The sequence below is a fragment of the Streptomyces sp. NBC_01750 genome (assembly GCF_035918095.1).
GTDB lineage: Bacteria > Actinomycetota > Actinomycetes > Streptomycetales > Streptomycetaceae > Streptomyces.
In genome coordinates, this window is record NZ_CP109137.1 from 4,029,791 (window position 1) to 4,051,744 (window position 21,954).

Annotated in this window: 18 protein-coding genes; 8 read left to right on the forward strand and 10 right to left on the reverse strand. The window is 71.2% G+C overall.

Annotation, left to right across the window (positions count from 1 at the left end):
* Positions 1-65: 65 nt before the first annotated feature.
* The 3 genes from OG966_RS17970 to OG966_RS17980 are packed head-to-tail and all read right to left on the reverse strand — an operon-like array spanning position 66 to position 3,330.
* Positions 66-986: an acyl-CoA dehydrogenase family protein gene (locus OG966_RS17970; protein WP_326650692.1), complete on the reverse strand. Its 921-nt coding sequence runs from the start codon at positions 984-986 to the stop codon at positions 66-68.
* Positions 986-2,140 (reverse strand): acyl-CoA dehydrogenase, encoded by a 1,155-nt coding sequence (locus OG966_RS17975; RefSeq protein WP_326650694.1) that lies wholly within the window; start codon positions 2,138-2,140, stop codon positions 986-988. Before OG966_RS17975 ends, OG966_RS17970 begins: the two co-directional genes overlap by 1 nt.
* Positions 2,140-3,330 carry an amidohydrolase family protein gene (locus tag OG966_RS17980; protein ID WP_326650695.1) on the reverse strand — a complete coding sequence of 397 codons (1,191 nt, stop codon included), beginning with the start codon at positions 3,328-3,330 and terminating at the stop codon, positions 2,140-2,142. The genes OG966_RS17975 and OG966_RS17980 overlap by 1 nt, the downstream gene beginning before the upstream one ends.
* Before the next feature lie 148 nt (positions 3,331-3,478).
* Between OG966_RS17980 and OG966_RS17985 the strand changes: the two genes are divergently transcribed.
* Complete coding sequence (locus tag OG966_RS17985; protein WP_326650697.1) at positions 3,479-4,990, forward strand: class I adenylate-forming enzyme family protein; 1,512 nt, start codon at positions 3,479-3,481, stop codon at positions 4,988-4,990.
* Between the two features lie 82 nt (positions 4,991-5,072).
* Here OG966_RS17985 and OG966_RS17990 read toward each other — a convergent pair whose 3' ends face one another.
* Complete coding sequence (locus tag OG966_RS17990; RefSeq protein WP_326650699.1) at positions 5,073-5,585, reverse strand: EF-hand domain-containing protein; 513 nt, start codon at positions 5,583-5,585, stop codon at positions 5,073-5,075.
* A gap of 112 nt (positions 5,586-5,697) precedes the next feature.
* The gene (locus OG966_RS17995; protein ID WP_326650701.1) at positions 5,698-6,072 is read right to left on the reverse strand and encodes an STAS domain-containing protein; all 375 of its coding nucleotides are present in this window, start codon (positions 6,070-6,072) and stop codon (positions 5,698-5,700) included.
* Positions 6,073-6,358: 286 nt separating this feature from the next.
* Between OG966_RS17995 and OG966_RS18000 the strand changes: the two genes are divergently transcribed.
* Complete coding sequence (locus OG966_RS18000) at positions 6,359-6,940, forward strand: sigma-70 family RNA polymerase sigma factor (RefSeq protein WP_326650702.1); 582 nt, start codon at positions 6,359-6,361, stop codon at positions 6,938-6,940.
* Positions 6,937-8,259 (forward strand): zf-HC2 domain-containing protein, encoded by a 1,323-nt coding sequence (locus OG966_RS18005; RefSeq protein WP_326650703.1) that lies wholly within the window; start codon positions 6,937-6,939, stop codon positions 8,257-8,259. Before OG966_RS18000 ends, OG966_RS18005 begins: the two co-directional genes overlap by 4 nt.
* Before the next feature lie 11 nt (positions 8,260-8,270).
* Here OG966_RS18005 and OG966_RS18010 read toward each other — a convergent pair whose 3' ends face one another.
* Positions 8,271-8,576, reverse strand: coding sequence for a trypco2 family protein (locus OG966_RS18010; RefSeq protein WP_326650704.1), 306 nt, complete (start codon positions 8,574-8,576; stop codon positions 8,271-8,273).
* 36 nt (positions 8,577-8,612) lie between these two features.
* Here OG966_RS18010 and OG966_RS18015 point away from each other — a divergent pair, with 36 nt between their 5' ends.
* From OG966_RS18015 to OG966_RS18025, 3 genes are read left to right on the forward strand one after another with little or no spacing between them, the layout of a single operon-like run.
* Positions 8,613-12,497 carry a tetratricopeptide repeat protein gene (locus tag OG966_RS18015; RefSeq protein WP_326650705.1) on the forward strand — a complete coding sequence of 1,295 codons (3,885 nt, stop codon included), beginning with the start codon at positions 8,613-8,615 and terminating at the stop codon, positions 12,495-12,497.
* Positions 12,494-13,621, forward strand: coding sequence for a hypothetical protein (locus tag OG966_RS18020; RefSeq protein ID WP_326650706.1), 1,128 nt, complete (start codon positions 12,494-12,496; stop codon positions 13,619-13,621). The genes OG966_RS18015 and OG966_RS18020 overlap by 4 nt, the downstream gene beginning before the upstream one ends.
* Positions 13,618-14,949, forward strand: coding sequence for an extracellular solute-binding protein (locus OG966_RS18025; RefSeq protein ID WP_326650708.1), 1,332 nt, complete (start codon positions 13,618-13,620; stop codon positions 14,947-14,949). The genes OG966_RS18020 and OG966_RS18025 overlap by 4 nt, the downstream gene beginning before the upstream one ends.
* Positions 14,950-14,968: 19 nt before the next feature.
* On the opposite strand, the gene purU is transcribed toward OG966_RS18025, so the two are convergent.
* The gene (gene purU / locus OG966_RS18030; protein ID WP_326650709.1) at positions 14,969-15,820 is read right to left on the reverse strand and encodes a formyltetrahydrofolate deformylase; all 852 of its coding nucleotides are present in this window, start codon (positions 15,818-15,820) and stop codon (positions 14,969-14,971) included.
* A gap of 78 nt (positions 15,821-15,898) precedes the next feature.
* A complete protein-coding gene (locus OG966_RS18035; protein WP_326655268.1) occupies positions 15,899-16,345 on the reverse strand; it encodes an SCO4402 family protein in 447 nt (148 codons plus the stop codon).
* Between the two features lie 173 nt (positions 16,346-16,518).
* On the opposite strand from OG966_RS18035, the gene OG966_RS18040 reads away from it, so the two are divergent.
* Positions 16,519-17,859, forward strand: a complete 1,341-nt coding sequence (locus OG966_RS18040) for an ABC transporter substrate-binding protein (protein ID WP_326650710.1) — start codon at positions 16,519-16,521, stop codon at positions 17,857-17,859.
* A 46-nt stretch (positions 17,860-17,905) separates the two neighbouring features.
* Here the strand turns inward: OG966_RS18040 and OG966_RS18045 are convergent, their stop codons facing one another.
* A complete protein-coding gene (locus OG966_RS18045; RefSeq protein ID WP_326650711.1) occupies positions 17,906-19,381 on the reverse strand; it encodes a hypothetical protein in 1,476 nt (491 codons plus the stop codon).
* Between the two features lie 128 nt (positions 19,382-19,509).
* Positions 19,510-20,892 (reverse strand): transcriptional regulator, encoded by a 1,383-nt coding sequence (locus OG966_RS18050; protein ID WP_326650712.1) that lies wholly within the window; start codon positions 20,890-20,892, stop codon positions 19,510-19,512.
* A gap of 329 nt (positions 20,893-21,221) precedes the next feature.
* On the opposite strand from OG966_RS18050, the gene OG966_RS18055 reads away from it, so the two are divergent.
* The gene (locus tag OG966_RS18055; protein ID WP_326650713.1) at positions 21,222-21,920 is read left to right on the forward strand and encodes a bifunctional DNA primase/polymerase; all 699 of its coding nucleotides are present in this window, start codon (positions 21,222-21,224) and stop codon (positions 21,918-21,920) included.
* The last annotated feature ends 34 nt before the right edge of the window (positions 21,921-21,954 follow it).

Below are 21,954 nucleotides of genomic sequence, written 5' to 3' on the forward strand. Positions count from 1 at the left end.
GCCCGTGACGAGTCGCGCGAAGGACACAACCCGGTATCGACGTACCTTCAACTCTCGGTGACGCTTCAGAGTGCTGAGGCCAAGGCCTCGGCCTGGATCTCCTCCGACTCCGCCGCGGTCAGCCACATCCGCCCGCGCAGCCAGGCCCGCTTGAGATGCAGATGTACGTCCGCCTCCCAGGTGAAGCCCATCCCGCCGAACACCTGGAGGCAGTCGCGGGCCCCCTGCACGGCGGCCTCGTCGGCGAGCAGTTTGGCGCCGGCGATCTCGGTGAAGTCCTCGGTGACCGCCGCGGCGTAGACGGCGGCGCGGGCGACCTCCGTGCGTACGAGCATCTGGGCACACAGATGCTTGACTGCCTGGAAGCCGCCGATGGGCTGCCCGAACTGTTCGCGTTCCCCGGCGTATTGGACGGCCATCTCGGTGGTGCGGGCGGCGCTGCCGAGCTGTTCGGCGGCGGTGAGAAGAATCGCGTCCGGGCGTGGCGGGGCCTTGGGTCCGTCCGGGATCCGGTGCAGCGGGGTGAGCGGGTCCAGGGACCGCAGCCGCCGCGCGTGGGGCAGCTCCTCCGGACAGCGGATACGCATCCCCGCGCCATGGATGACGACTGCCGCGTCCGCATCGCCGAAGTGCGGGATCAGCCCGCGCAGTTGGGTGGCGCAGGTGACGACCCGCGCACCGTCCGCGGCGCCCGGCACCCGGCCCGCCGCCAGATGGGTGGCTACCAGCGGCCCGTTCAGCAGCGCCCGGCCCGCCTCCTCGAAGAGCAGCACCGCCTCGGGCAGTCCGAGCCCCGCCCCGCCCTCGTTCTCCGGCAGCCGCAGCGCGAAGAACCCGGCCGCGCCGAGCTCCCGCCACAGCTCCCGGTCGACGGTGCCCTCGCGGTCCACGGCCGCCCGGAGCGCGTGGCGGCCGAAACGGCCGGCGAGCAGTTCCCGCAAGCCGGTCCTCAGCGCACGCTGGTCGTCCGTCAACCGGAAGTCCATCAGCGTCCCTTCGGAAGGCCGAGGATCCGCTCGGCGACGATGTTCTGCTGGATCTGCGAGGTGCCGGCGGCGATCGTGTACGACAGCGAGGACAGCCGGTCGCCCGTCCACTCCCGGTCGAGGTCCATCGCGTCGGGGCCGAGCACCTCGGCGGCCGTGTCGTACAGCTCCTGGCGCGCGTGCGAGTAGCGGAGTTTGAAGACCGAGCCGCCGGTGCCGGGCACGCCGCCGGTGTTCTGCGCCTCGCTGACATTCCACTGGGTGAGCCGCCACAGGGCGCGGAACTCCGCGTTCAGCCGGCCGAGTCTGCGGCGCAGCACCGCATCGTCCCAGCAGCCGTTCCGCCGGGCCGTACGGGCCAGTTCGCAGAGTGTGCGGCGGCAGGCGACGACCTCGCCGACGAAGGCCGTGCCGCGTTCGAAGGAGAGGGTGACCATGGTGACGCGCCAGCCGTCGTTCTCCTCGCCGACCCGGTTCGCCACCGGGACGCGGACCTCGTCGAGGAACATCTCCGCGAACTCGGCGGACCCGGCGAGGGTGCGCAGCGGGCGGACCGTGACCCCGGGCGCGTCCATGGGCATCGCCAGCCAGGAGATGCCGCGGTGTCTCGGCGCCTGCGGGTCCGTCCGTACCAGCAGCTCGCACCAGTCGGCGACCTCGGCGTGCGAGGTCCAGATCTTGGAGCCGCTGACCACGTACGAGTCCCCGTCCCTGACGGCCTTCGTACGCAGCGACGCCAGGTCCGAGCCCGCGTCCGGTTCGCTGAAGCCCTGGCACCAGACCTCGTCTCCGCGCAGCACGGGCGGCAGCCAGCGAGCGCGCTGCTCGGCGGTGCCCTCGGCGGCGACGGTGGGGCCCGCGTGCAGCAGCCCCACGAAGTTCGCGCCCACGTACGGCGCCCCGGCCCGCTCGGTCTCGTCCAGATAGATCAGATGCTGGGTCGGCGTCGCGCCCTGCCCGCCCGCGTCCACGGGCCAGTGCAGGCCCGCGTATCCGGCGTCGTACAGCATCCGCTGCCAGGCCGTGTCGTACGTCCGCCGGCCCGGCCAGTCCAGCGGATCGGGCTTCGGCGGCAGCTTCGGCAGCGACACGGCGAGCCAGGAGCGCAGCCGCGCCCGGAAGTCTTCCTCTTCCTCGGTGTACGTGAGGTCCACTAGCGGTCCAGATCCAGGTCGAGCATCCGGATCGCGTTGCCGCGCATCAGCTTGTGGACCGTCTCGTCGTCGAGGCCCTTGACGTGGTCGAGTGCGACCTCCTTCGTGTGCGGGAAGGTCGAGTCGACGTGCGGATAGTCGGTCTCGAAGGTGGCGTTGTCGCGGCCGACGACGTCCAGCGAGGCGACGCCGTGCTTGTCGCGGAAGAAGCAGCAGAACATCTGCCGGTAGTAGTACGTCGACGGGGGTTCGGGGATCAGGTCACGCACTCCGCCCCAGGCCCGGTGTTCCTCCCAGACGTCGTCCGCGCGCTCCAGCGCATACGGGATCCAGCCCATCTGGCCCTCGCTGTATGCCAGCTTGAGCCGCGGAAACTTCACCAGGACGCCGGAGAAGAGGAAGTCCATCATCGAGGCCATGGCGTTGTTGAAGCTGAGCGAGGCCTGCACGGCCGGCGGCGCGTCCGGCGATGCGGCGGGCATCTGCGAGGACGAGCCGATGTGCATGTTCACGACCGTGCCGGTCTCCTGGCAGATCGCGAAGAACGGGTCCCAGTAGCCGGAGTGGATCGACGGCAGCCCGAGGTGGGTCGGGATCTCGGAGAAGGTCACGGCCTTCACTCCGCGGGCGGCATTGTGCTTGATCTCCGCCACCGCCAGGTCTATGTCCCAGAGCGGGATGATGCACAGCGGGATCAGCCGGCCGCCGCTGTCGCCGCACCACTCCTGGACCATCCAGTCGTTGTAGGCGCGTACGCAGGCGAGCGCGACCTCCTTGTCGTGCGCCTCGGCGAAGGTCTGCCCGCAGAAGCGCGGGAAGGTGGGGAAGCAGAGCGAGGCCTCGACATGGTTGAGGTCCATGTCCTTGAGACGTTCCTTCGGGTCCCAGCAGCCGCGCCGCATCTCCGCGCGGGTGATGCCTTCGAGGGTCATGTCGTCGCGATCGAAGCCGACGGCGGCGATATTGCGCTTGTACGGGAAGGTGAGGTCTTCGTAGATCCACCAGTCGGTCGGCGGGCCGTCGGGATCCATCGTGATCCGGTACTTCCCGGCGACGTAGGCGAGTTCGCCGATGCCCGCGGTGAGCGGCTTGGGCCCGCGGTCGCGGTATTTCGCCGGCAGCCAGGTCTCGAAGAGGTGGGCCGGCTCGATCACATGGTCGTCGACGCTGATGATCCGAGGCAGTTCCATGCTGGTGTCCCCTCCGGCGTACGGAATGCGATGTCGGAATCTGATGGACCGTCAGATAGCAGGCTAGCCCCGCACCCCTGGACCGACAAGGCGGTGAGCCCTACGCTCTCCGCACTATCTGACTATCCGTCAGCAACGGAGGCCGGGCATGAACCAGACAGCACACGCCCTGGGGCGGTCGCGCACACTCTGGGAACTCGTCGAACTCCGCGCCGGGCTCACCCCGGACCGCCCAGTGCTGATCCAGGACGACCGCAGCCTCACCTTCGGCGCGCTGCGGGACCGCTCCGAACGGGTCGCCGCGGGGCTGTACGAGCTCGGGGTGCGGCCCGGCAGTGTGGTCGCCTGGCAGCTGCCGACCCGGATGGAGACGGCGCTGCTCTCCTTCGCGCTCGCCCGGCTCGGAGCCGTACAGTCGCCGGTCATCCCCTTCTACCGGGACCGCGAGGTGGGCTTCGCGCTGCGGGAGTCCAAGGCGGAGTTCTTCGCCGTTCCGGGCACCTGGCGCGGCTTCGACCACGCGGGCATGGCGCTCCGCCTCTCGCTGGAGCTGCCCGAGCCGCCACTGGTCTTCGATGCGTACGGCACACTGCCCGACGCCGATCCCTCCGTACTGCCGCCGCCGCCCGCCGACGGAACGTCCGTCCGCTGGATCTACTGGACCTCCGGCACCACCTCGGACCCCAAGGGCGTGCTGCACACCGACCGTTCGCTGATCGCGGGCGGCTCCACCCTGGCCCACGCGCTGAAGCTGTCGTCCGACGACGTCGGCTCGATGGCGTTCCCCTTCGCGCACATCGCCGGGCCCGACTACACGGTGATGCTGCTGTTGTACGGCTTCCCCGCGGTGATGTTCGAGCACTTCGCGCTGCCCGACGCCCTCGAGGCCTACCGCGGCCACGGGGTGACGGTCGCGGGCGGCTCCACCGCCTTCTACTCGATGTTCCTCGCCGAGCAGCGCAAAAGGCCGGAGCGCAAGCTCATCCCCAGCCTGCGGCTGCTGGCCGGCGGCGGAGCGCCGAAGCCGCCGGAGATCTACCACGCCGTCGTACGCGAGATGGGCTGCCAGCTCACGCACGGCTACGGCATGACCGAGGTCCCCATGATCACCATGGGCGCACCCGACGACACCGTGGAGATGCTCGCCACGACCGAAGGGCGGCCGCCGGAGGGTATGGAGATACGGATCGTGGACGGCGAGGTGCGGCTGCGCGGCGAGGCCGTCTGCCAGGGATATCTGGATCCCGCCCAGAGCGCCGCAGCCTTCGACGGCGAGGGCTTCTTCATCACCGGCGATCTGGGGTACGTCACCAGGTCCGGGCATCTGGTCCTCACCGGCCGGATCAAGGACGTCATCATCCGCAAGGGCGAGAACATCTCGGCGAAGGAGATCGAGGACCTGCTGCACGAGCACCCGGCCGTCGGGGACGCGGCGGTGATCGGACTGCCGGACGCCGAGCGCGGCGAGCGGGTCTGCGCCGTGGTGGAACAGCCGGAGGGTGCCGAGGAGTTGAACCTCGGCACCGTCACGGCATATCTGCGCGAACAGGGGCTTTCGGTGCACAAGCTGCCGGAGCAGCTGGAGGTGGTGGAGCGGTTGCCGCGTAACGAGACCTTGCGAAAGGTACTGAAGTACAAGCTCAGGGAGCGGTTTTCGTGACGGGTGCGGGCGGGCCCGGGTCCGGCGACCGGGCATGTGGCCTCCGGCCGCATGCCCTCGATCGCCGGACGGGCTCCACCGGCTAAGGCTCCGGTGTGACGAAGTACGAGGCGAAGCCCGCCAGGATCTCGTCCTCGGTGATCCTGCCGTCACCGTCCGCGTCCAGCGCCGCGGCCACCTGCGTCGCGACATCCGGGGCCACGCCGAGCACCCGCAGCACCCGCTCGGCGGCGGAAGGGGTCACACCATCGCCGTCCTCGTCGGCGATGGCGATCAGGGCATGGAGGAAGGGGCGGGCGATCTCGGCGAATCGCTGGGGGTTGTCACGCAGTCTCTTCACCGCACCCGTGATGAACTCCTCGCGGGTGACCCGCTGGTCCCCGTCCACGTCGGCGATTCCGGCCATGCCCTGCCAGAACGCCTCCGCGCCGCTGTAGAGGGCCTGGCCCTTGTCGCAGCGGGCGGTCGTGGAGAACTCTGTGAGCAGCGCGGCCGCCGCCCCGCTGAAGTCCTCACGGTCGATGTAGCCGTTGCCGTCCTGGTCGAAGGCGGCGAAGCGGGAAGCGATCTTGCGCTCGTACTCTGCGCTGTCCATGCGGGGAGCGTACGACCCCGAGCACCGGCGCGTGCAAGTACTCCGGCAATTACGCGAAGACGACATGCGTGCGTACACCGAGTGACGGTGGAGAGTCACGCCGCGACTGCGGTCAGGCGGAGAGCGGCTGGGCCTCCTCGTCGACGGCCGAGCCCGCGTCCGCGTACACGTCGAAGAGCCGGCGCACGCCGAGAGCGGCCAGCACCCGGTTGACGTGCGAGCCGTCCTCCGCGCCGCGGGCGGGGAGGATCAGCCGCAACCGGCCCTGACAGGAGCGCAGCAGCCGGCGGGCGGCGATCAGCACGCCGACGCCGCTGGAGTCGCAGAAGAACACCTCGGAGAGGTCGAGCACGAGATCGCGGTGGCCGACCGCGACCGCGTCGTGGACATGCTGACGGACCACGGGCGAGGACATGAGGTCCAGCTCGCCGCAGACGTGCAGCACGGTCCACGCACCCTGCCGGGTCTCGTCCACCTTGAGCATCACGACCGGACCTCTCCTCCTGCCGATCCGGAGCCACGCGACCGCCGGGCGGCAGAAACCGGCCGGCGGACAGGAAATCCGGAAGCTGTCCTTCCTCTCGCGGCTGCCCAACCCGCTCACCCATGAAACACGACGCTCGCAGCGGAAACACGGTGCTCACCACCATCTGTTTTTTCCTGCGTTCCGCGTATCCTCCGGCGCACACTTGCCCCAAAGGAGCGTGCGTTCCCGGCCCTGCCCACTACATTCGAAGGGGCGACAGGCACAGGGGCGCACGCTTGGGGGCCGTATGGCAAAGGACACACCACCGCGATGGGACCGCAAGATGCAGCAGCGGCTCGCGCGGGGAGAAGCCGCTGCCCTCGGCGAGCTCTATGACAGGTTCGCCTCACTGGTGCACATGCTCGCCCACCGGGTGCTCGACGACGACACGGCGGCCGACCAGGTCACCCGCGAGGTCTTCGGCCACATCTGGGAGAACCCCGACGCGTACGACCCCAAGCAGGGCTCGATGCGGTCGTGGGTCGCCAGACTCACCAACAGCCAGGCCGTCCACCGGCTGCGCGAGACCGAGGCCGCCGCGCTCGCGGAAGGCGGCGAGGGCACCACGGAGGAACTGGAGCAGAAAGTCCGCAGGGCGGCGGTCGCGGCCCGCGCCGACTACATCGTCACCTCCATGCCGGCGCCGCTGCGGGCCGCGCTGGAGCTCGCCTACTTCCAGCGCAGGGACTACCGCCAGACCGCGGCCGACCTCGGGGTCACCGAGGACGAGGCCAGGCGCCGGCTGCGACTGGGCCTGCAGCTGCTCTCCACCGCCCAGACCCGCCCGCTGGAGGGCTCGTCCCCGCCCCGATACGGACACTCCTTGTGAACGGGCCGCTGGACGGCGGCCGCGGCGCCGACGACGACGGCCGCGACGAGAGGCGCGGCGTGCCGCGTATACCGGGACCGCGGTGGGCGGCGGACGATCTGGATCCGCCGACGCGCATCGTCCCGCGGCCGACCGTGCCACCTGTGCCCGCCGAGCCGCCTGCCGAGCCGGAGAGCCGGCCCGAGGGGTACGGCGGCGGACCCGGTGGCGGCGACGGGGAGGGGCCTTCGCACAGCGTGCTGAAGTCGCTGCTCGGCGCCTGGGCGCTGTCCGCCTGCTCCGCCGAGGAGACCGCGGCAGTCGAGGCGCACCTCGGCGACTGCGCGCCCTGCGCGGAGGAGGCCCTGCGGCTGCGCGACGCCGTCGCTCTGCTGCACACCGACCGGGACCTGGACCTCGACCCGCTGCTGCGCTTCCGGGTGCTCGAGAACTGCCTGGGCCGCAGGCCCGCCCGTATCCCGGTACCGGTCTGGGCGACTCCGTACGACGCCGAGACGGCGCGGCTCGACGCGCTGCTGCGGGACATCGGCGACGCGGAATGGCATGCGCCGGTACGCCTCAAATGGTTCGAGGGCGAGCAGCAGGTGAGCCGCAGAACGACCGTCGCCGGGGTCATCGGCCATCTCATGACCGTCGACGGACTGGTCGCCGGCGCGCTCGGCCTGGACGATCCCCTCGGGTCCAACGCGCCGAGAGTGCCCACCCAGCGCACCGAGGTCTTCTGGCGCACCGCGGACCTGCCGCCCACCCGTACCGTCCGGGAACCCTGGCGCGACCAGAGCCACACACTGATCCGCACCGTGTCCTTCGCCGGCCACGGCGTCGCCGAACTGGCCGTCTCGTACGGGGATTTCGACCTTCCGCTGCGGGACTCCCTGCTGGACCGCGCCTTCGAGTGCTGGGTGCACGCGGGCGACATCGCGGACGCGGTGGACTATCCGTACGAGCCGCCCAGCGGAGCCCATCTGCACCGGATGATCGATCTGGCCGCCCGGCTGCTGCCTGCCGCGCTCGCCGACCGGCGGCGTGCGGGCCTCGCCGGACCGGCCAGACAGCTGGTCGCGGCCGGCGCACCGGGCCGGTCGCTGCATCTGGAGGTCGAGGGCTCGGGCGGCGGGAACTGGTACATCGCCCTGGACTCCCCGGCCGCGGTCGGTTCGGCGGACCGCGCGGTGGCTCAAGTCGCACTGGACGGTGTGGAGTTCTGCCGACTGGTGGCGGGCCATGTCTCCCCGCAGGAGGCCGCGGCGGGCCAGGACGGCGACCGGGAGGCGATCCGGGACGTCCTGTTCGCGGCGGCGTCACTGAGCAGGCTCTAGGACGACGTGGGCTACTCCCCGCCCACGCTGATGTTCGGGTTGCCGTCCCGCCCCTGCGGCTTCAGCTCGATCTGGATCGTGTGGGTGCGGTCGCGCGCCGCCGAACCGCCGCCGCCCGCCGTGACCACCCCGATCCGCAGCTCGGCCCGGCCGCTGCCCTCCCGCCGCACCTGCACCGCGAACTCCAGATTCACCTTCTCCACACTGAACTTGAGGTCGCGCCCCTCCCCGTCCCGCTGTGCCCGCTCGAGCTCGTCCCGGACCTGGCCGATCACTTCGGCCAGCCCGGCCACCGCGGCATCGTCACGCTCAGCCATCGCGCACCTCGCCTCCTGTAGTTATCGTTGAGCAGTATGAGGGAGCCGTTGCACACGTCCAACTCGGCGTCGCATGAGGAGAGTTGGCGAGTCTGTCTGCTCCGCAGGCAGGACCGGTCCGGGCGCCCGCTCGGGGCCGGGGTGCTGCTCCCGGGGGGTCTGGTGCTCACCTGCGCCCATACGGTGCTGTCCCGCCCCGACCGGGCCGGCATCCGCACCCCGTTCGACACCGTCTACGTCGACGTCCCGCACGTCGCTCCCTCCGGCGGCGCCCTGGAACCGCTGCCCGCCCGGCTGCTGCGCGAGTATCTGGTGCTGCCCACCCCGCACTTCAGCGGCGACCTCGCCCTGCTCAAGCTGGACGAGGAGCCGCCCGTGGCGCATGCCGTACTGCACCGCCAGATCCCCGCGCGCAAGGAACCGGTGCACTTCACCGGCTACCCGGAGGACCTGCCTGGCGGCGAGCACCTCGACGCCAGGCTGATGGGGCGCGGCGGGCCCTCGCCGACGCCCGAGTGGGTGCAGCTGGACACCGAGGGCTCGGCATACGTCGTCCGGCGCGGCTACAGCGGTGCCGGGGTCGTCCAGAGCCGCTCGCGTCGCCTCATCGGCATCGTGGCCCATCAGTTCGGCACCCCGGAGGCGCCCGTGCGGCGCGAGCACGCGTACATGATCCCGACCGAGACGGTGCTGAAGCATCTGCCGCTGGAGCGGCTGGGGCTCACGGTGACGGGGCACCGGGCCGTCTCCCACGATGTCGCCGTCGCCCCCGACAGGACCGCATCGGGCCGGGTGCCGGGGCTGCACCGCCGGCTGACCCGCTGGCTGGACGGCGCACCGGACACGGACCCCGTGGAGCTGGCCTTCGCCGGTGAGGGTGAGCACGAACTGCTGCACACCATCCGCTCGGCCCTCACGCTGGCGGACCGGGAGCAGAGCCCGCCGTCCGCGTCCGGGAGTTCGGCGGGCGAGCCGCAGGTCGGCAGCATCGACATCGCCGTCGACGCCACCAACCGCACCGTCGAGGACCTCGCCGTATACGCCGCCGGCCGGATCGGCCTCGACCCGCCGTCGAGCACGCCCGACCCGGACGATCCACCGTTCCGTTCTTTCGAATCTTTCGAACCGGACGACGCGCTGTCCCTTCCGCCCGAGCCGGACGACCAGCCGTCCGGTTCTCCCGGGCCGGACGCCGCGGGCGCGGCGTCCCGTACGCCGCACCAGGCACTGCTCGCCCGGATCGCCGACGAGAGCCCGCCGCTCTTCGCCGCCTTCCTCGCCGTCGATCGGTCCGCCTCCACGGACGCCGAGATCGCGGCGCTGCTGCGGGCCCTGCGCGCGCGCAACGGCAGCCGGCTGCTCCTGGTCTTCAGCGACCGGCGCTCCCCGCTGCTCGCGCAGGTCCGCACCGAGCTCCTCGAGCCCGAGTGGCCCGACCGCCGCGCGGACCGGCTCGGGACGCGCATCGCCCGGCTGGCCGAGACCGAACAGCGGTTACGGCAGCTGCCCGCGAACCCGGCCACGGGCGGCCGCCCCGCGCCGCGACGGCCCGAGCCGCGGACGCCGGGGCTTCGCCGTGAGCTCCAACAGCTGCGACGCGGCAGCCCGTTGTTCGACTCGCCCGCTCTGCCGCACGCGCTGTTCCGGCTCGCCGTCGACATCGAGACGGCCCTGCTGGAGGCCGAGAGCGCCGAGCGGGCGCTGACCGGTCCGCTGGGCCCGCACGAGTTCGTCGTGGAACCGCCCGGCGAAGGGCTCACCGATCTGCCGGTCGTCGCCGTACGCGATCCGGATGCAATGGTCACCGCCCCCGCCGGGCACCACCTTGCGAGCGGCGACCGGCTGCACCAGCAGTACGAGGTGGTGGGCCCGTTCGGCCGGGGCAGCCACGGGCAGGTGTATCTCGCCCGCGACCTCCTGCTGGAGAACCGGCCCGTGGCACTCAAGGGGATCCTCGACCCGGGCAACCCCGCTGCCGTTCTCCAGGCGCACCAGGAGCGGCTGCGGCTGGTCAGCCTCAACCATCCGTCCGTCATCCGGGTGGTCAACTACGCACGGCATCCTTCGTCCTCGGCGGAGTTCATCGTGATGGAGTTCGCCGACGGCGCGCCGCTGGAGTGGGTCGCGGCCCGTATCGCCCGGCACGATCCGCCGTTCTCGGGACCGCGGGTGCGTGAGTTCATCGTGGCGTACGGGCTGCGCATCCTGGACGCGTTCAGCTATCTGCACGACCAGGAAGGCCTCGTCTACGGCGACCTCTCCCTCACCAACGTCCTCCACTGCGGCAACGGCATCAAGCTCATCGACGTGGCGGGCGTACGGGAGCCCGGCGCACCGGGACCGGTCAGCCACCGGCCGCCGGAGACCGGAGCCGGTGGGGAGATGACCACCGCGGGCGATCTCTACACCGTCGGCGCCGTCCTCAGCGAGCTCCTCGCCAAAGCCCCGGCGCCGCCCGCGGACCTCGGTACGGAGTCGCTGCAACGGGCCCTGCGCCGGGCCATGGCACCCGATCCCAAGCAGCGGTACGCCTCCGCCCAGGAGATGGCCCTCCAGCTCCGCGGAGTCCTGCGCGAACTGCGCTCCCTGCGCCTCGGCGTCGAGACCTTCGAGCCCTCGCCGCTCTTCGACCGGGCGGCCACGGCACTGGACGGGCAGCTGGGCAAGGCCCCGCCGCTGGACCGCTGGCGGGAGGAGAGCAGCCGCAGCTACCGTCTCGGCGCCCAGGTGCCGGGACCTGCCGAGGCCGCCGTCGCCCTGCCCGTGCCCAAGGCGGATCAGCAGGACCCCAACTGGAAAGAGCTGCAGCGCACTTCGTACGACGACCCGGTGGGACTGCTGCAGCTCAGCGGCGAGTGGCTGGAGTCGCCCGAACTTCATCTGCTGCGCTGCCGGCTCCATCTCGAGCTTGCCCGGGACCAGTTGCGGCAACGGGCCGAGCAGCTGGAAGCCGCGACCAGGGAGCTCAAGGGTGCCCACCGCGTCCTCGGCGACCGGGCCCGCTACGACTGGCGGCTGAACTGGCACCAGGGTCTGACCGATCTCGCCCACGGCAGGCTGCGTCCCGCTCTGACCTCCTTCGACGAGGTCTACCGGGCCATTCCTGGCGAGTTCGCGCCCAAGCTCGCGCTCGGCTACTGCCACGAGAAGCTGGCCGACGACCGGCGCGCCGCCGGGGACGACAGCTCACCGCCGGCCGCCGAGGCGCGGGAGGCGCACGAACAGCAGGCCATGCAGTTCTACGAGACGGTCTGGCGGCGCAACCACGCGCTGGGCAGCGCCGCCTTCGGCCTCGCCCGGATCCATCTCGCCCGCCGCAGCCCGGAACGGGCGCTCGCCTCTCTCGACGGCGTCCCGCCGGACTCCCGGCACCGCACCGCCGCCCGTACGGCGATGGTGCGCATCCACGCGAGCCTGCCCGCCGACGGCACGCCGCCGACCGTGGCATCGGCGGTGCGCGCGTACGCCGCGCTGCACCGGCTGGTCAGCCACGAGGGCCTCACCGACCGGCAGTCCCAGGAACGGCTCACCGCCGAGCTGCGCGAGCTCCTCCTCGAACTGGTACACGCCGCACGGGAGAAGGGCGGGAATGCCGATCCGCCGGCCGAGCTGCGTGCCTCGCTGCCCTCCGCGATAGAAGTCCCGGCCACGGAACGCGAACTCCGCGAGCAGCTCTCCGCCAGCTACCGGCAGCTGGCCAAGCAGGTGCCGCGCACCGACCGGGCCGAGGACGCGGCTCTCGCCGAGGCGCTCCTCGACAACGCCTACCGGACCCGTCCTCTCGGCTTGAAACACGACCGGGACCGCGACCGGAAGCGGGACCGGCAGAAGGACCGGGAGAGACGCGAGGGCAGTAGGCCACGGCCGCCGACCGCCTGGCTGCCGCGCTCGCTGCGGCCCGGCTCGGGGGAACGCGGGTGAACGCGCCGAACCGCCTCTCCGCGGCCCTGTCCCGGGCACTCCCCGCACTGCGCCGCCTCTTCCCCGCACTGTGGCGTCGCGCCACCGGCCGTACCGCCGAGGGCGGCCGGCCCACCGCCGCGTTCCTGCGCCGCCGCATGCTCGTGCTGCCGGCACTCGCCGTGGTCGCCCTCGCCCTCTCCGCCGCCGCCTACAGCGACATCCACGGCCGTACGGAACGGCTGCGGGACCGTTGCGCACCCGCGCTGGTGGATCTGGCCGAGGCCCGGACCTCCCTCCAGCTGGCCCAGAAGGAAGCCGTGTCCCGGCTGCTCAACACACCCGGGAAGCCCGGTCTGGTCGAGCTCGGCGAGACCTACCGCTCGCTGCTCACCGAGGCTTCGCAGAGCCTCAACCAGGTGGCGCAGTCCAGGGCCCTGCACAAGGGGCAGGAGCAGGAACTGCGGGTGGTGTCGGGTCTGGTCGTCGCCTACGGGGACAAGATCGCCTGGGCGGACCGGCACCGAACGACCGATGTGCTGCGCACGGCCGGGGTCGGCTACGCCGCCGAAATGCTGGGCAGCTCCACGGGCACGACAGCCGGCAGCGCACCACGGGATCCGACCACCATCCTGGACCGCATCAGAGAGCTGGAGCGCCAACTGCGCGACGAGAACAGGGACCTGGTGGCCTGGAGTCCCCTGACGCTGACGGCCGCGGGCGCCGCCGCGCTGGCGGCCGCGCTCTTCGCCTTCGTTCTCGTCGGCACCTCGGTCTTCCTGCGGGACCGGCTACGGCTGATCAGCCTGCAGTTGGCGGTGGCCGCGGTGCCGGTGCTCCTCACCCCCGCACTGCTGGCCGTCGGCGGCGCACAGGAACACGGTGCGCAGGAGCGGGTCCGTACGGCCGTCGGCGCCCTGGAGCGGGTGGGCGCGGATCGCGACACGGCCCCGCGCCGGATCGAGTCCACCGCGCTCGGCGCGGCCTCCGTGATGCGCGCCACACATCCGGACGGCTGGTCGATGACCGCGGGCATCGCCGTCCCAGCCGGCGGGGTGGGCGCGCTCGCCTGCGGCGTCACGCTCTTCCTCTACGGCCGCCCGTATCCGGCCGGCCGCACCCTACGGAAGTACGGGGACGCATGAGGTGCTTGAGGGTTGTGCTGGCCGGCTGTCTGCTCGCCGTCGCCGCCGTGACGGCCGGCGGCTGCTCCGGTACGGAGGAGGAACGGACGCTGGTCGTCCTCGGCCCGTGGACCGACGGCGAGGAGAAGCCGTTCCTGGTGGCGCTGCGGGGCATCGAGAAGCGGACCGGACACAGTTACGTCTACAAGGGCACCCGTTCCCTGCGCGAGACCCTGGTCGCCCAGCTCCAGGCCGGTGCGCCGCCGGATGTGGCGATACTGAGCAGCCCCGGAGATCTGGTGGAGTACGCCCGCGCCGGGGACGCCCAGCCGCTGCCCGAAAGGGTGGCGGGTGCCGCGGTTCCGCCGTGGGCGCCGGCCGTCACCTTCGACACCAAGGACGGCGAGGCCCGTACGCACGCGTACTGGGCGCCGGTGCGGCTGGACCTGAAGTCGATCGTGTGGAGCCACGCAGCTGATACCGGGAAGACCCCGGACTGGTGTCTTGGCGTGGGTTCGGGCGCCACCTCGGGCTGGCCCGGCACCGACTGGGTGGAGGATCTGCTGTTGCAGCGGCAGGGACCGGCCGCGTACGAGAGCTGGGCGACCGGCAAGACTCCGTGGCCGCAGACCAGGCCGGCCTGGGAGGAGTGGGCCGCCATACTCGCCGCGAACAAGGGGGAACTCGGAAAGGAGGGGCTCGAGAACGGGTTCGAGCTGCTCAGGAACGGCGGATACGGGCTGCTGAACAGCGGCAGGTGCACCCATGAGCACCAGGGCTCCTTCATCCGCCGCCACTACACCGAGGATGTGCTGCCCACGCCCACCGCGCGCTTCCTCGGTTCCGCCAACTCCGGAAAGCCTGGCGAGTCCGGCGGGACTGGAAGCGCCGGAGAGCCAGGGAGGACCGGAGGATCCGGCGCGAACGCCTTCGAGGTCTCCGGCGACATGGCCGCGGTGTTCAAACCCAGCGCCGCCGCCTGGGACCTGCTCGGCCGGCTCACCTCCCGCGCCGCCCGCGACGACTGGGCGAATGCGGCGAAGCCCGGGGAGCGGCCGTACTTCCCGGGCGGCACCTTCGGCACCCGTCCGCAGTCGCCGGGCACCCGCGACATCCAGAAGCTGCTCGCAGGAGCGGGCCAGATCTGCCTGGACGCCTCGGACGCGATGCCGCCGACCCTGCGCGAGGCGTTCTACCGCGCCGTACTGGAATTCCTGGGCCACCCACAGGACCGGGTCCTGCTGACCCGGCTGCTCGAACAGCTGGAGGCGGAACGGGTCCTGCAACAGCGGGAGAGGGCGTTCGCACTGGACGATCTGTGCGACAACCCCGTCGCCCCCTCGCCGTAGACGGCCGGCGGTGCGTGCCCTAGGCGAAGACGACCGTGCGGCGGCCGTTCAGCAGAATCCGGTGTTCCGCGTGCCACTTGACCGCGCGCGCCAGCGCCTGGCACTCCACATCGCGGCCGATCGCCACCAGCTGCTCCGGGGTGACCCCGTGGCCGACGCGTTCGACCTCCTGCTCGATGATCGGCCCCTCGTCGAGGTCGGCCGTCACATAGTGCGCCGTCGCGCCGATCAGCTTCACACCCCGGGCGTGCGCCTGGTGGTACGGCTTCGCGCCCTTGAAGCTCGGCAGGAAGGAGTGGTGGATATTGATGATCCGGCCGCTCAGCTGCTTGCAGAGATCGTCCGAGAGCACCTGCATATAGCGGGCGAGGACCACCAGCTCGACCTTCTCGGCGCGCACCAGCTCGAGGACCTGCGCCTCAGCTGCGGCCTTGTTCTCCTTGGTGACCGGAATGTGATGGAACGGGATGTCGTACGAGGCGACCAGCTCGGCGAAATCCTTGTGGTTGGAGACGACCGCCGCGATCTCGACCGGCAGCGCGCCGGTCCTGGAGCGGAAGAGCAGGTCGTTCAGGCAGTGGCCGAACCTGCTGACCATCAGGACGATCCGCATCCGCTCCTCCGCGCGATGGATCTGCCAGTCCATCTGGAAGGAGTCCCCGACGGCGACGAAACTGGCCTGCAGTTTCTCCACGGTCACCGGCTGCTCCGCCGAGAAGTGGACCCGCATGAAGAACAGTCCCGTGTCCCGGTCCCCGAACTGCTGACTGTCCTCGATGTTGCAGCCGGTGATGAAGAGATAGCTCGACACGGCGTGCACAATGCCCTTTTTGTCCGGGCAGGAGAGCGTCAGGACGTACTGGTCAGTCATCCTCGTAGAGTGCCACACCCGCCGGTCCCGGCCGGATCCGGTCCGTCAGGCGGACCTGGGGCGGAACTCGAGAAGATCTCAGGCGGACCGGGTCATGATCCGCAGCACATCCAGCGAACGCGGCGGCGCGTCCGGGTCCTCGCCGTCGCCGGCCGACAGCCGTACGTGGGCCTCGCGGGCGGCCCGTACAGCCTCGGGCCAGCCGTGGTGTTCGAGGTAGGCGGACACGGGAGCGTCCGCACCCACCTGGTGCATGATGCGCAGCACGCGCAGGACCGCGACATCGACAAGGGCGGCCTCGCCCGAGTCACGGAAGATCGTCCCGACGTACTTCTCCGCGGACCAGTTGTCCAGCCAGGTGTCCTCGACCAGGCGGTACACGGCGTCGGTGACGTCGCCGTACCCCTCGCGGCCGGCCAGCCAGCACTCCTCGTGGAAGACAGGGTCGGAAAGCATGTGCAGCGCCGAGCGCACATTGCTGCGCCAGCGCCACCAAGGCATGTCATTGAGCGGCATGCCGCCCATGGTGGAGGAGCGACGGCCGCGACGGGAAGGGTTGTCCGAACCTTGCTGCACGCCGTCGATCGTACGTTCCCCCGTCGCGGGGTCCTTCAGCCCCCTTCAATTCACTTTGACGTCACCCACCGTTGACCAATGCTCACACCGCCGTTACCCGGGAGGCGGAAACGTGCATCACCATGACCGGTTGGCGACGTTCCTCCTCACCCCACCCCTCAAGGACCCGCCCCTCACGGACCGCGTGGATGCGCGCCGTCTGTATCACTACAGCCGTCGCGGCGGTCGGAGCGTCGCTGGTCACCGGCTGCGGCGCACTCTCCGGGACCACAGGGGGGTCCCGGGAGCCCGTCACGGTGATGACCTTCGCGCCGGAGGAGACTCCCGCGACGAACATGCCCGGAATGCCCGCCATGGCGAAGGCCTACGCACGCTGGGTCAAGTCGCAGGGCGGTATCGACGGGCACGAGCTGCGCGTCATCACCTGCAACGAACAGAACACCTCCACCGGCGCCGCCGTCTGCGCCCGGCGAGCGGTCAAGGAGGGCGTGGTCGCGGTCGTCGGCTCGTACAGCCAGCACGGCGACGCCTTCATGGCTCCGCTGGAGGCCGCGGGCATCCCCTTCATCGGCGGATACGGGATCTCCGAGGAGGAGTTCACCAGCTATCTCTCGTACCCGGTCAACGGCGGCCAGGCGGCGCTCCTCGCCGGCAACGGCAAGCAGCTCGCCGACGTCTGCCAACGGGTCTCGCTGGTACGGCCCAACTCACTCGCCGGCGACGAAATGCCCGTGCTCCTCAACTCCGGCCTCGCGGAAAGCAGTCGGCACGAATCCACGGACATCCTGGCGGCGGAGGACGCGACCGACTACACAGCTCAGGCCGAGCAGGCGCGCAGGAAGGCAGGCGCCCGGAGCGGCTTCGGGACGGGGAGCGACGACCGGCCCGGCTGTGTCACGGCCGCGCTCGGTGACCGCACGGAGACTTTCGTCGACTCCTTCCGGCGGCTGCCCGAGGACAACCGGAAGGTACGGATCTCCTCCGTCATGGGCAGCGTCGGCCAGCCGCTCGTCGACCGCACCGGCGGCCGCAAGGGCCCGCTGGAGGGCGCGTACATCACCGGCTGGTACCCCAACGCGGGCGATGCGCGCTGGGAGGAGATGCAGAAGATCATCCGTGCGCACGCCTTCGGCGACAACGACATCGACCCGGCCGACGCCGGTGTGCAGACCACCTGGATCGCGTACACCGTGCTGAAGACGGTCATCCAGTCGATCCACGACAACAGGATCACCCCGGGGAAGATCTCGCGGGCCCTCGACGGCGGGGTGCGTGTTTCGACCGGCGGCCTCACTCCGATCCTGCGCTGGGAGTTCGAGGACATGCTCGGTACGCCCGACTTCCCACGCGTGGTCAACCGGGCCGTGACCTTCCAAGTGGTGCGCGGCGGACGCCTGGTTGCCCAGAAGCCTGGCTTCGTGGACGTCAGCAAGACGCTGTCGGACTCGGCCACCTCGGGCTGAACGGGGCAGTCAGCCGGCCGGCCACCTCGGGCCGACCGGCTGACCGCTACAGCTGGTCGCTGCGCCGTTCCGTGAGCTCGTACTTACGGGCGATGGCGTTCCACAGTCCGGACGCTTCCCTCTTGGCCTTGGTGGCGTCACCGCTGGCGCGGGCGGCCTGGCCGGCCTGGCCGGTGTTACGGGCCTTGCCGTCCTTGCAGCCCTTCTTGCCCTCGACCTGCTTGGCCCAGGCCGCGTAGTGGTCGTCGGCCGCTGCGGACGCCTCCCATGCCTTGGTGAGCGAAGCCGCCAGTGCCGCGTTGTCGGGCAGCTTGTCGACAGTCAGGCCCTCGAGCCTGGTCACCAGACCGCGCCGCTGTACCGCGGCGCCGTGCAGGTCGGTGGATGCCTGGTCCAGGTTCTGGCACCGCTTGATGTTCTCCACCGAACGGATGACCGTGGCGCGGCTGTTGTTGCTGTCCGCGAGGAGCTTGTCGAGCGCCTCGGCCTGCTGCTTGGCGGGATCGGCGGCGGCCTCGGAACTGTTCTTGGGGGCGTCGGAGGTCGCCGCGACGTTCTTGCCGGCGCCCGGGTCCTTCTTGTCGTCGTCCCCGCCGCCGAACATCACGGCGCTGACGCCGAGTCCGAGGACGGCGCAGCCGACCACGACGGCGGCGATCAGCGGTACGTGCGAGGACTTGCGCCGACCGGGCTCGGGCTCGTGGCCCTGCGGCTGCTGATACTGCGGTTGCTGATACTGCTGCTGGGCCGGCTGCCGGCGCGTCCGCTGGCCGCCGAGCGGACCCTCGAAGCGGGGCATCTGGGCCGTGGCGTCCGCGGGCTGGGCCCCGGGCCCGTCCGTACGGAAGAGGCTGTCGAACTCGGCGGGCGGCTGCCGCTCGCCGGGCGCCCCCGGCCGTATCCCGAACGGCGCGGCGTTGGGCGCGGGAGGCGCGGAGCCAGGCGGTACGGGTGCGATGAACTGCGTGGCCTCGGCGTCCGGTCCCGATACGGGTCCGGGCATGGCACCGGGCACGGTCCCGAGGAACTGGGTGGACTCGGCGGGAGTCTCCGGCGGCAGGGCTCCGGGCCCCGCGGCCGTCACCGGCGGGATGTACTGCGTCGCGTCGGAGGCACCCATGACGGGCGCCTGCGGAGGCAGCGCCTGCGCAGGCGGCCCCTGCGGGGGCAGCCCCTGCGCGCCGTACCCGGCCTGCGGACCGTATCCGGCCTGTGCGCCGTACCCGCTCTGCGGAGCCTCGCCGTACCCGGCCTGCGGACCGTATCCGCCCTGCGCGCCGTACCCGCTCTGCGGCACGTCCCCGTATCCGCCCTGAGCGGACTGCCCGCCCTGGCCGGGCTGCCCCGGCTGCTGCTGCGGCCCCCAGGGCTCGCCCCACGGCTGTCCGCCCGCCGGCGCCACCTGCGGGTCGGAGACACCTGGAATCCAGGGCTCACTTCCGTCGGCGGGCAGCACGACGCCTTCGTGCGCGGGCCGCGCAGCAGGAAGCCGCTGCTCGTCGCCCTGTCCGCTTTGCGTCACCGGGACTCCTACGTATGGACCTACGGAACCGTCGGTTCACGCTACCCGGTGACTCAGCCGCTCCGCACACACGCGCGGAAGCAGTAACAAGATGCGGACTCAAGTCGCTGTTAACGGGACGCCCGGCCCTATGCGGCCTGGATCTCCAGCCGCGCACCGAACTCGCGCACCGAAGGCTCCGCCGCGTAAGGCTCCAGGCGCTGCTGGAGATCGTCCAGATACTCCGCGCCCCGGCTCGAACGCAATCTCCCCAGCAGCTCCACCGCGCGCGTGCCCGTGTGACAGGCCTGCTCCACCTCTCGCTGCTGCACCTGCGCCGTGGCCAGCAGCACAAGACCGATCGCCCGCCGCCTGGCCCGCGACTCCGGGTGTCCGTCCAGCGCGTTCGAGGCATGGTTCGCCGCCACCTCAGCCTGCCCCAGGTCGCGGTAGCAGTGCGCCAGCTCGTCCGCGAGATACGCGTGGTCGAAATGAGCGATCCAGTCCGGATCGTCCCCTGCCGACGGTTCGGCCAGCTCCAGCGCGGCGATCGCCTTGCCGGCCACCTCGTGACAGGTGCGGGCATCCCCGAGCAGGGCATGCCCACGCGCCTCCGCGGCGTAGAACATGGCCTCGGCCCGCGGTGTGACCCTGCCCCGGGCGCCCTCCTGCGCCGCCCGCGCCAGCTGCGAGATCTCCCGCGGATTGCCGAGCTGAGCGGCCAGATGACTCATGGACGCCGCCAGCACGTAGCCGCCGTACCCCCGGTCCCCGGCCGCCTGGGCCAGTCTCAGCGCCTGGATGTAGTAGCGCTGGGCGAGCCCCGGCTGGCCGGTGTCGACGGCCATGTACCCGGCGAGCTCCGTCAGCCGCGCGACCGCCGCGAACAGCTCACGGCCGACCGATTCGCGGTACGAGCCCGAGAGGAGACCGGAGACCACGCTGTTCAGATAGTGCACGACGACCGGCCGGACATGTCCGCTGCCGAAGCGGTGGTCCAGCTCGGTCAGCGCACGCGTCATCGCCCGTACCGCTTCGACGTCCGAGACGCCGACCCGCGCTCCGGCCGTACGCGCGACCTGCGTGTCCGCGCCCGTGATCAGCCAGTCGCGGCTCGGCTCGACGAGCGCGGAGGCCGCGACCGCGGACCCGGAAAGGAAGTCACGGCGGCCGACATCGCTGCGCCACAGCTCGCAGACCTGCTCGATCGCGCCGAGCACGGTCGGCGAGAACTGCAGACCTACGCCGGACGCGAGGTTCTTGCCGTTCGCCATACCGATCTCGTCGATCGTGACCGTACGGCCGAGTTTTCGGCCCAGCGCCTCGGCGATGATACCCGGCGCCCGGCCGCGCGGCTGCTGCCCGCGCAGCCAGCGTGCCACCGAGGTCTTGTCGTAACGCAGGTCCAACCCGCGCTCCGTGCCGACCATGTTGACGCGACGGGCGAGCCCCGCATTGGAACACCCGGCTTCCTGAATGAGCGCCTGCAACCGTTCGTTCGGCTGTCGGACGACGAGAGGCCTGGCTGCCATGACTAACCCCCTGATGCCGCGGTGATCCATGAACTGATCAGTGCCCGGCTGATATACGGAGAATGCAGACTTGGTCTGAGTTGGTCGTTTTTTCCGGGAAGATTCCCGAAAGAGCCTTCCGCAAGGCGGCCGCCTGCACGCACCCGGAAGCCACGACGCCTGCCGCCGCCCTCCCGATCGCGACCTCCCCCTCGCAATGACGCCACTGCCTGTGGCTACCCGCCCACCGCGGCGCACCCGCACGCGCGCCCCCACCCGTGCACCCATGCGCCCCGTGTGCAGGATCGATGCTCCACGCGCCACCCGTGGGACGCCCGTAACCCAAGGTGATGGCGGGAGTTGAGTGTGTCGTGGAAGAGACCATCGGAGTCATGGAAGCCGCGCAGATCCCCCAGCAGCGAGGTGAGCAGCTGCTGGACAGTGCCGTGCGGTACGCGGAAGAGAGGCACTGGGACGTGTTCCCCGGCACCTGGCTGGAGCCGGTGGAGGGTAAGGAACGCTGCTCGTGCGGCGACGTCGCCTGCGCCGTGCCCGGCGCCCACCCGGTCAGGCCGGACTGGGCGAACCAGGCGACCGGCAGCGCGGTCGCCGCGCGGCGGCTGTGGTCCAGGCAGCCGAGAGCGTCGATCCTGCTGCCGACAGGACGTACCTTCGACGCTCTCGAGGTACCGGAGTCGGCCGGCTTCCTGGCGCTGGCCCGCCTGGAGCGGATGAACCTCCCGCTCGGCCCGGTCACCTGCACCCCCGACCGCCGGATGTTGTTCTTCGTACTGCCCGGCGCGGCACTCAAAGCCTCCGACCTGGTCCGCACCCTCGGCTGGATGCCGGAAGCCATCGACCTCGTCGCGCGCGGCGAGGGCCACTACGTGGCGGCGCCGCCGACCCGGATCGGTGGCCATGGCGCGGTGCAGTGGGCCCGCCGCCCCACCACCGCCAACCGGTGGCTGCCGGACGCGGACGAGCTGATCAGCCCGCTGGCGTACGCATGCGGGCGGGAGGCGGCAGCACAGCGGATCCGTCGCGCATAAGGCGGCCCAAGGCGCATAGGGCGGCCCCTAAGGT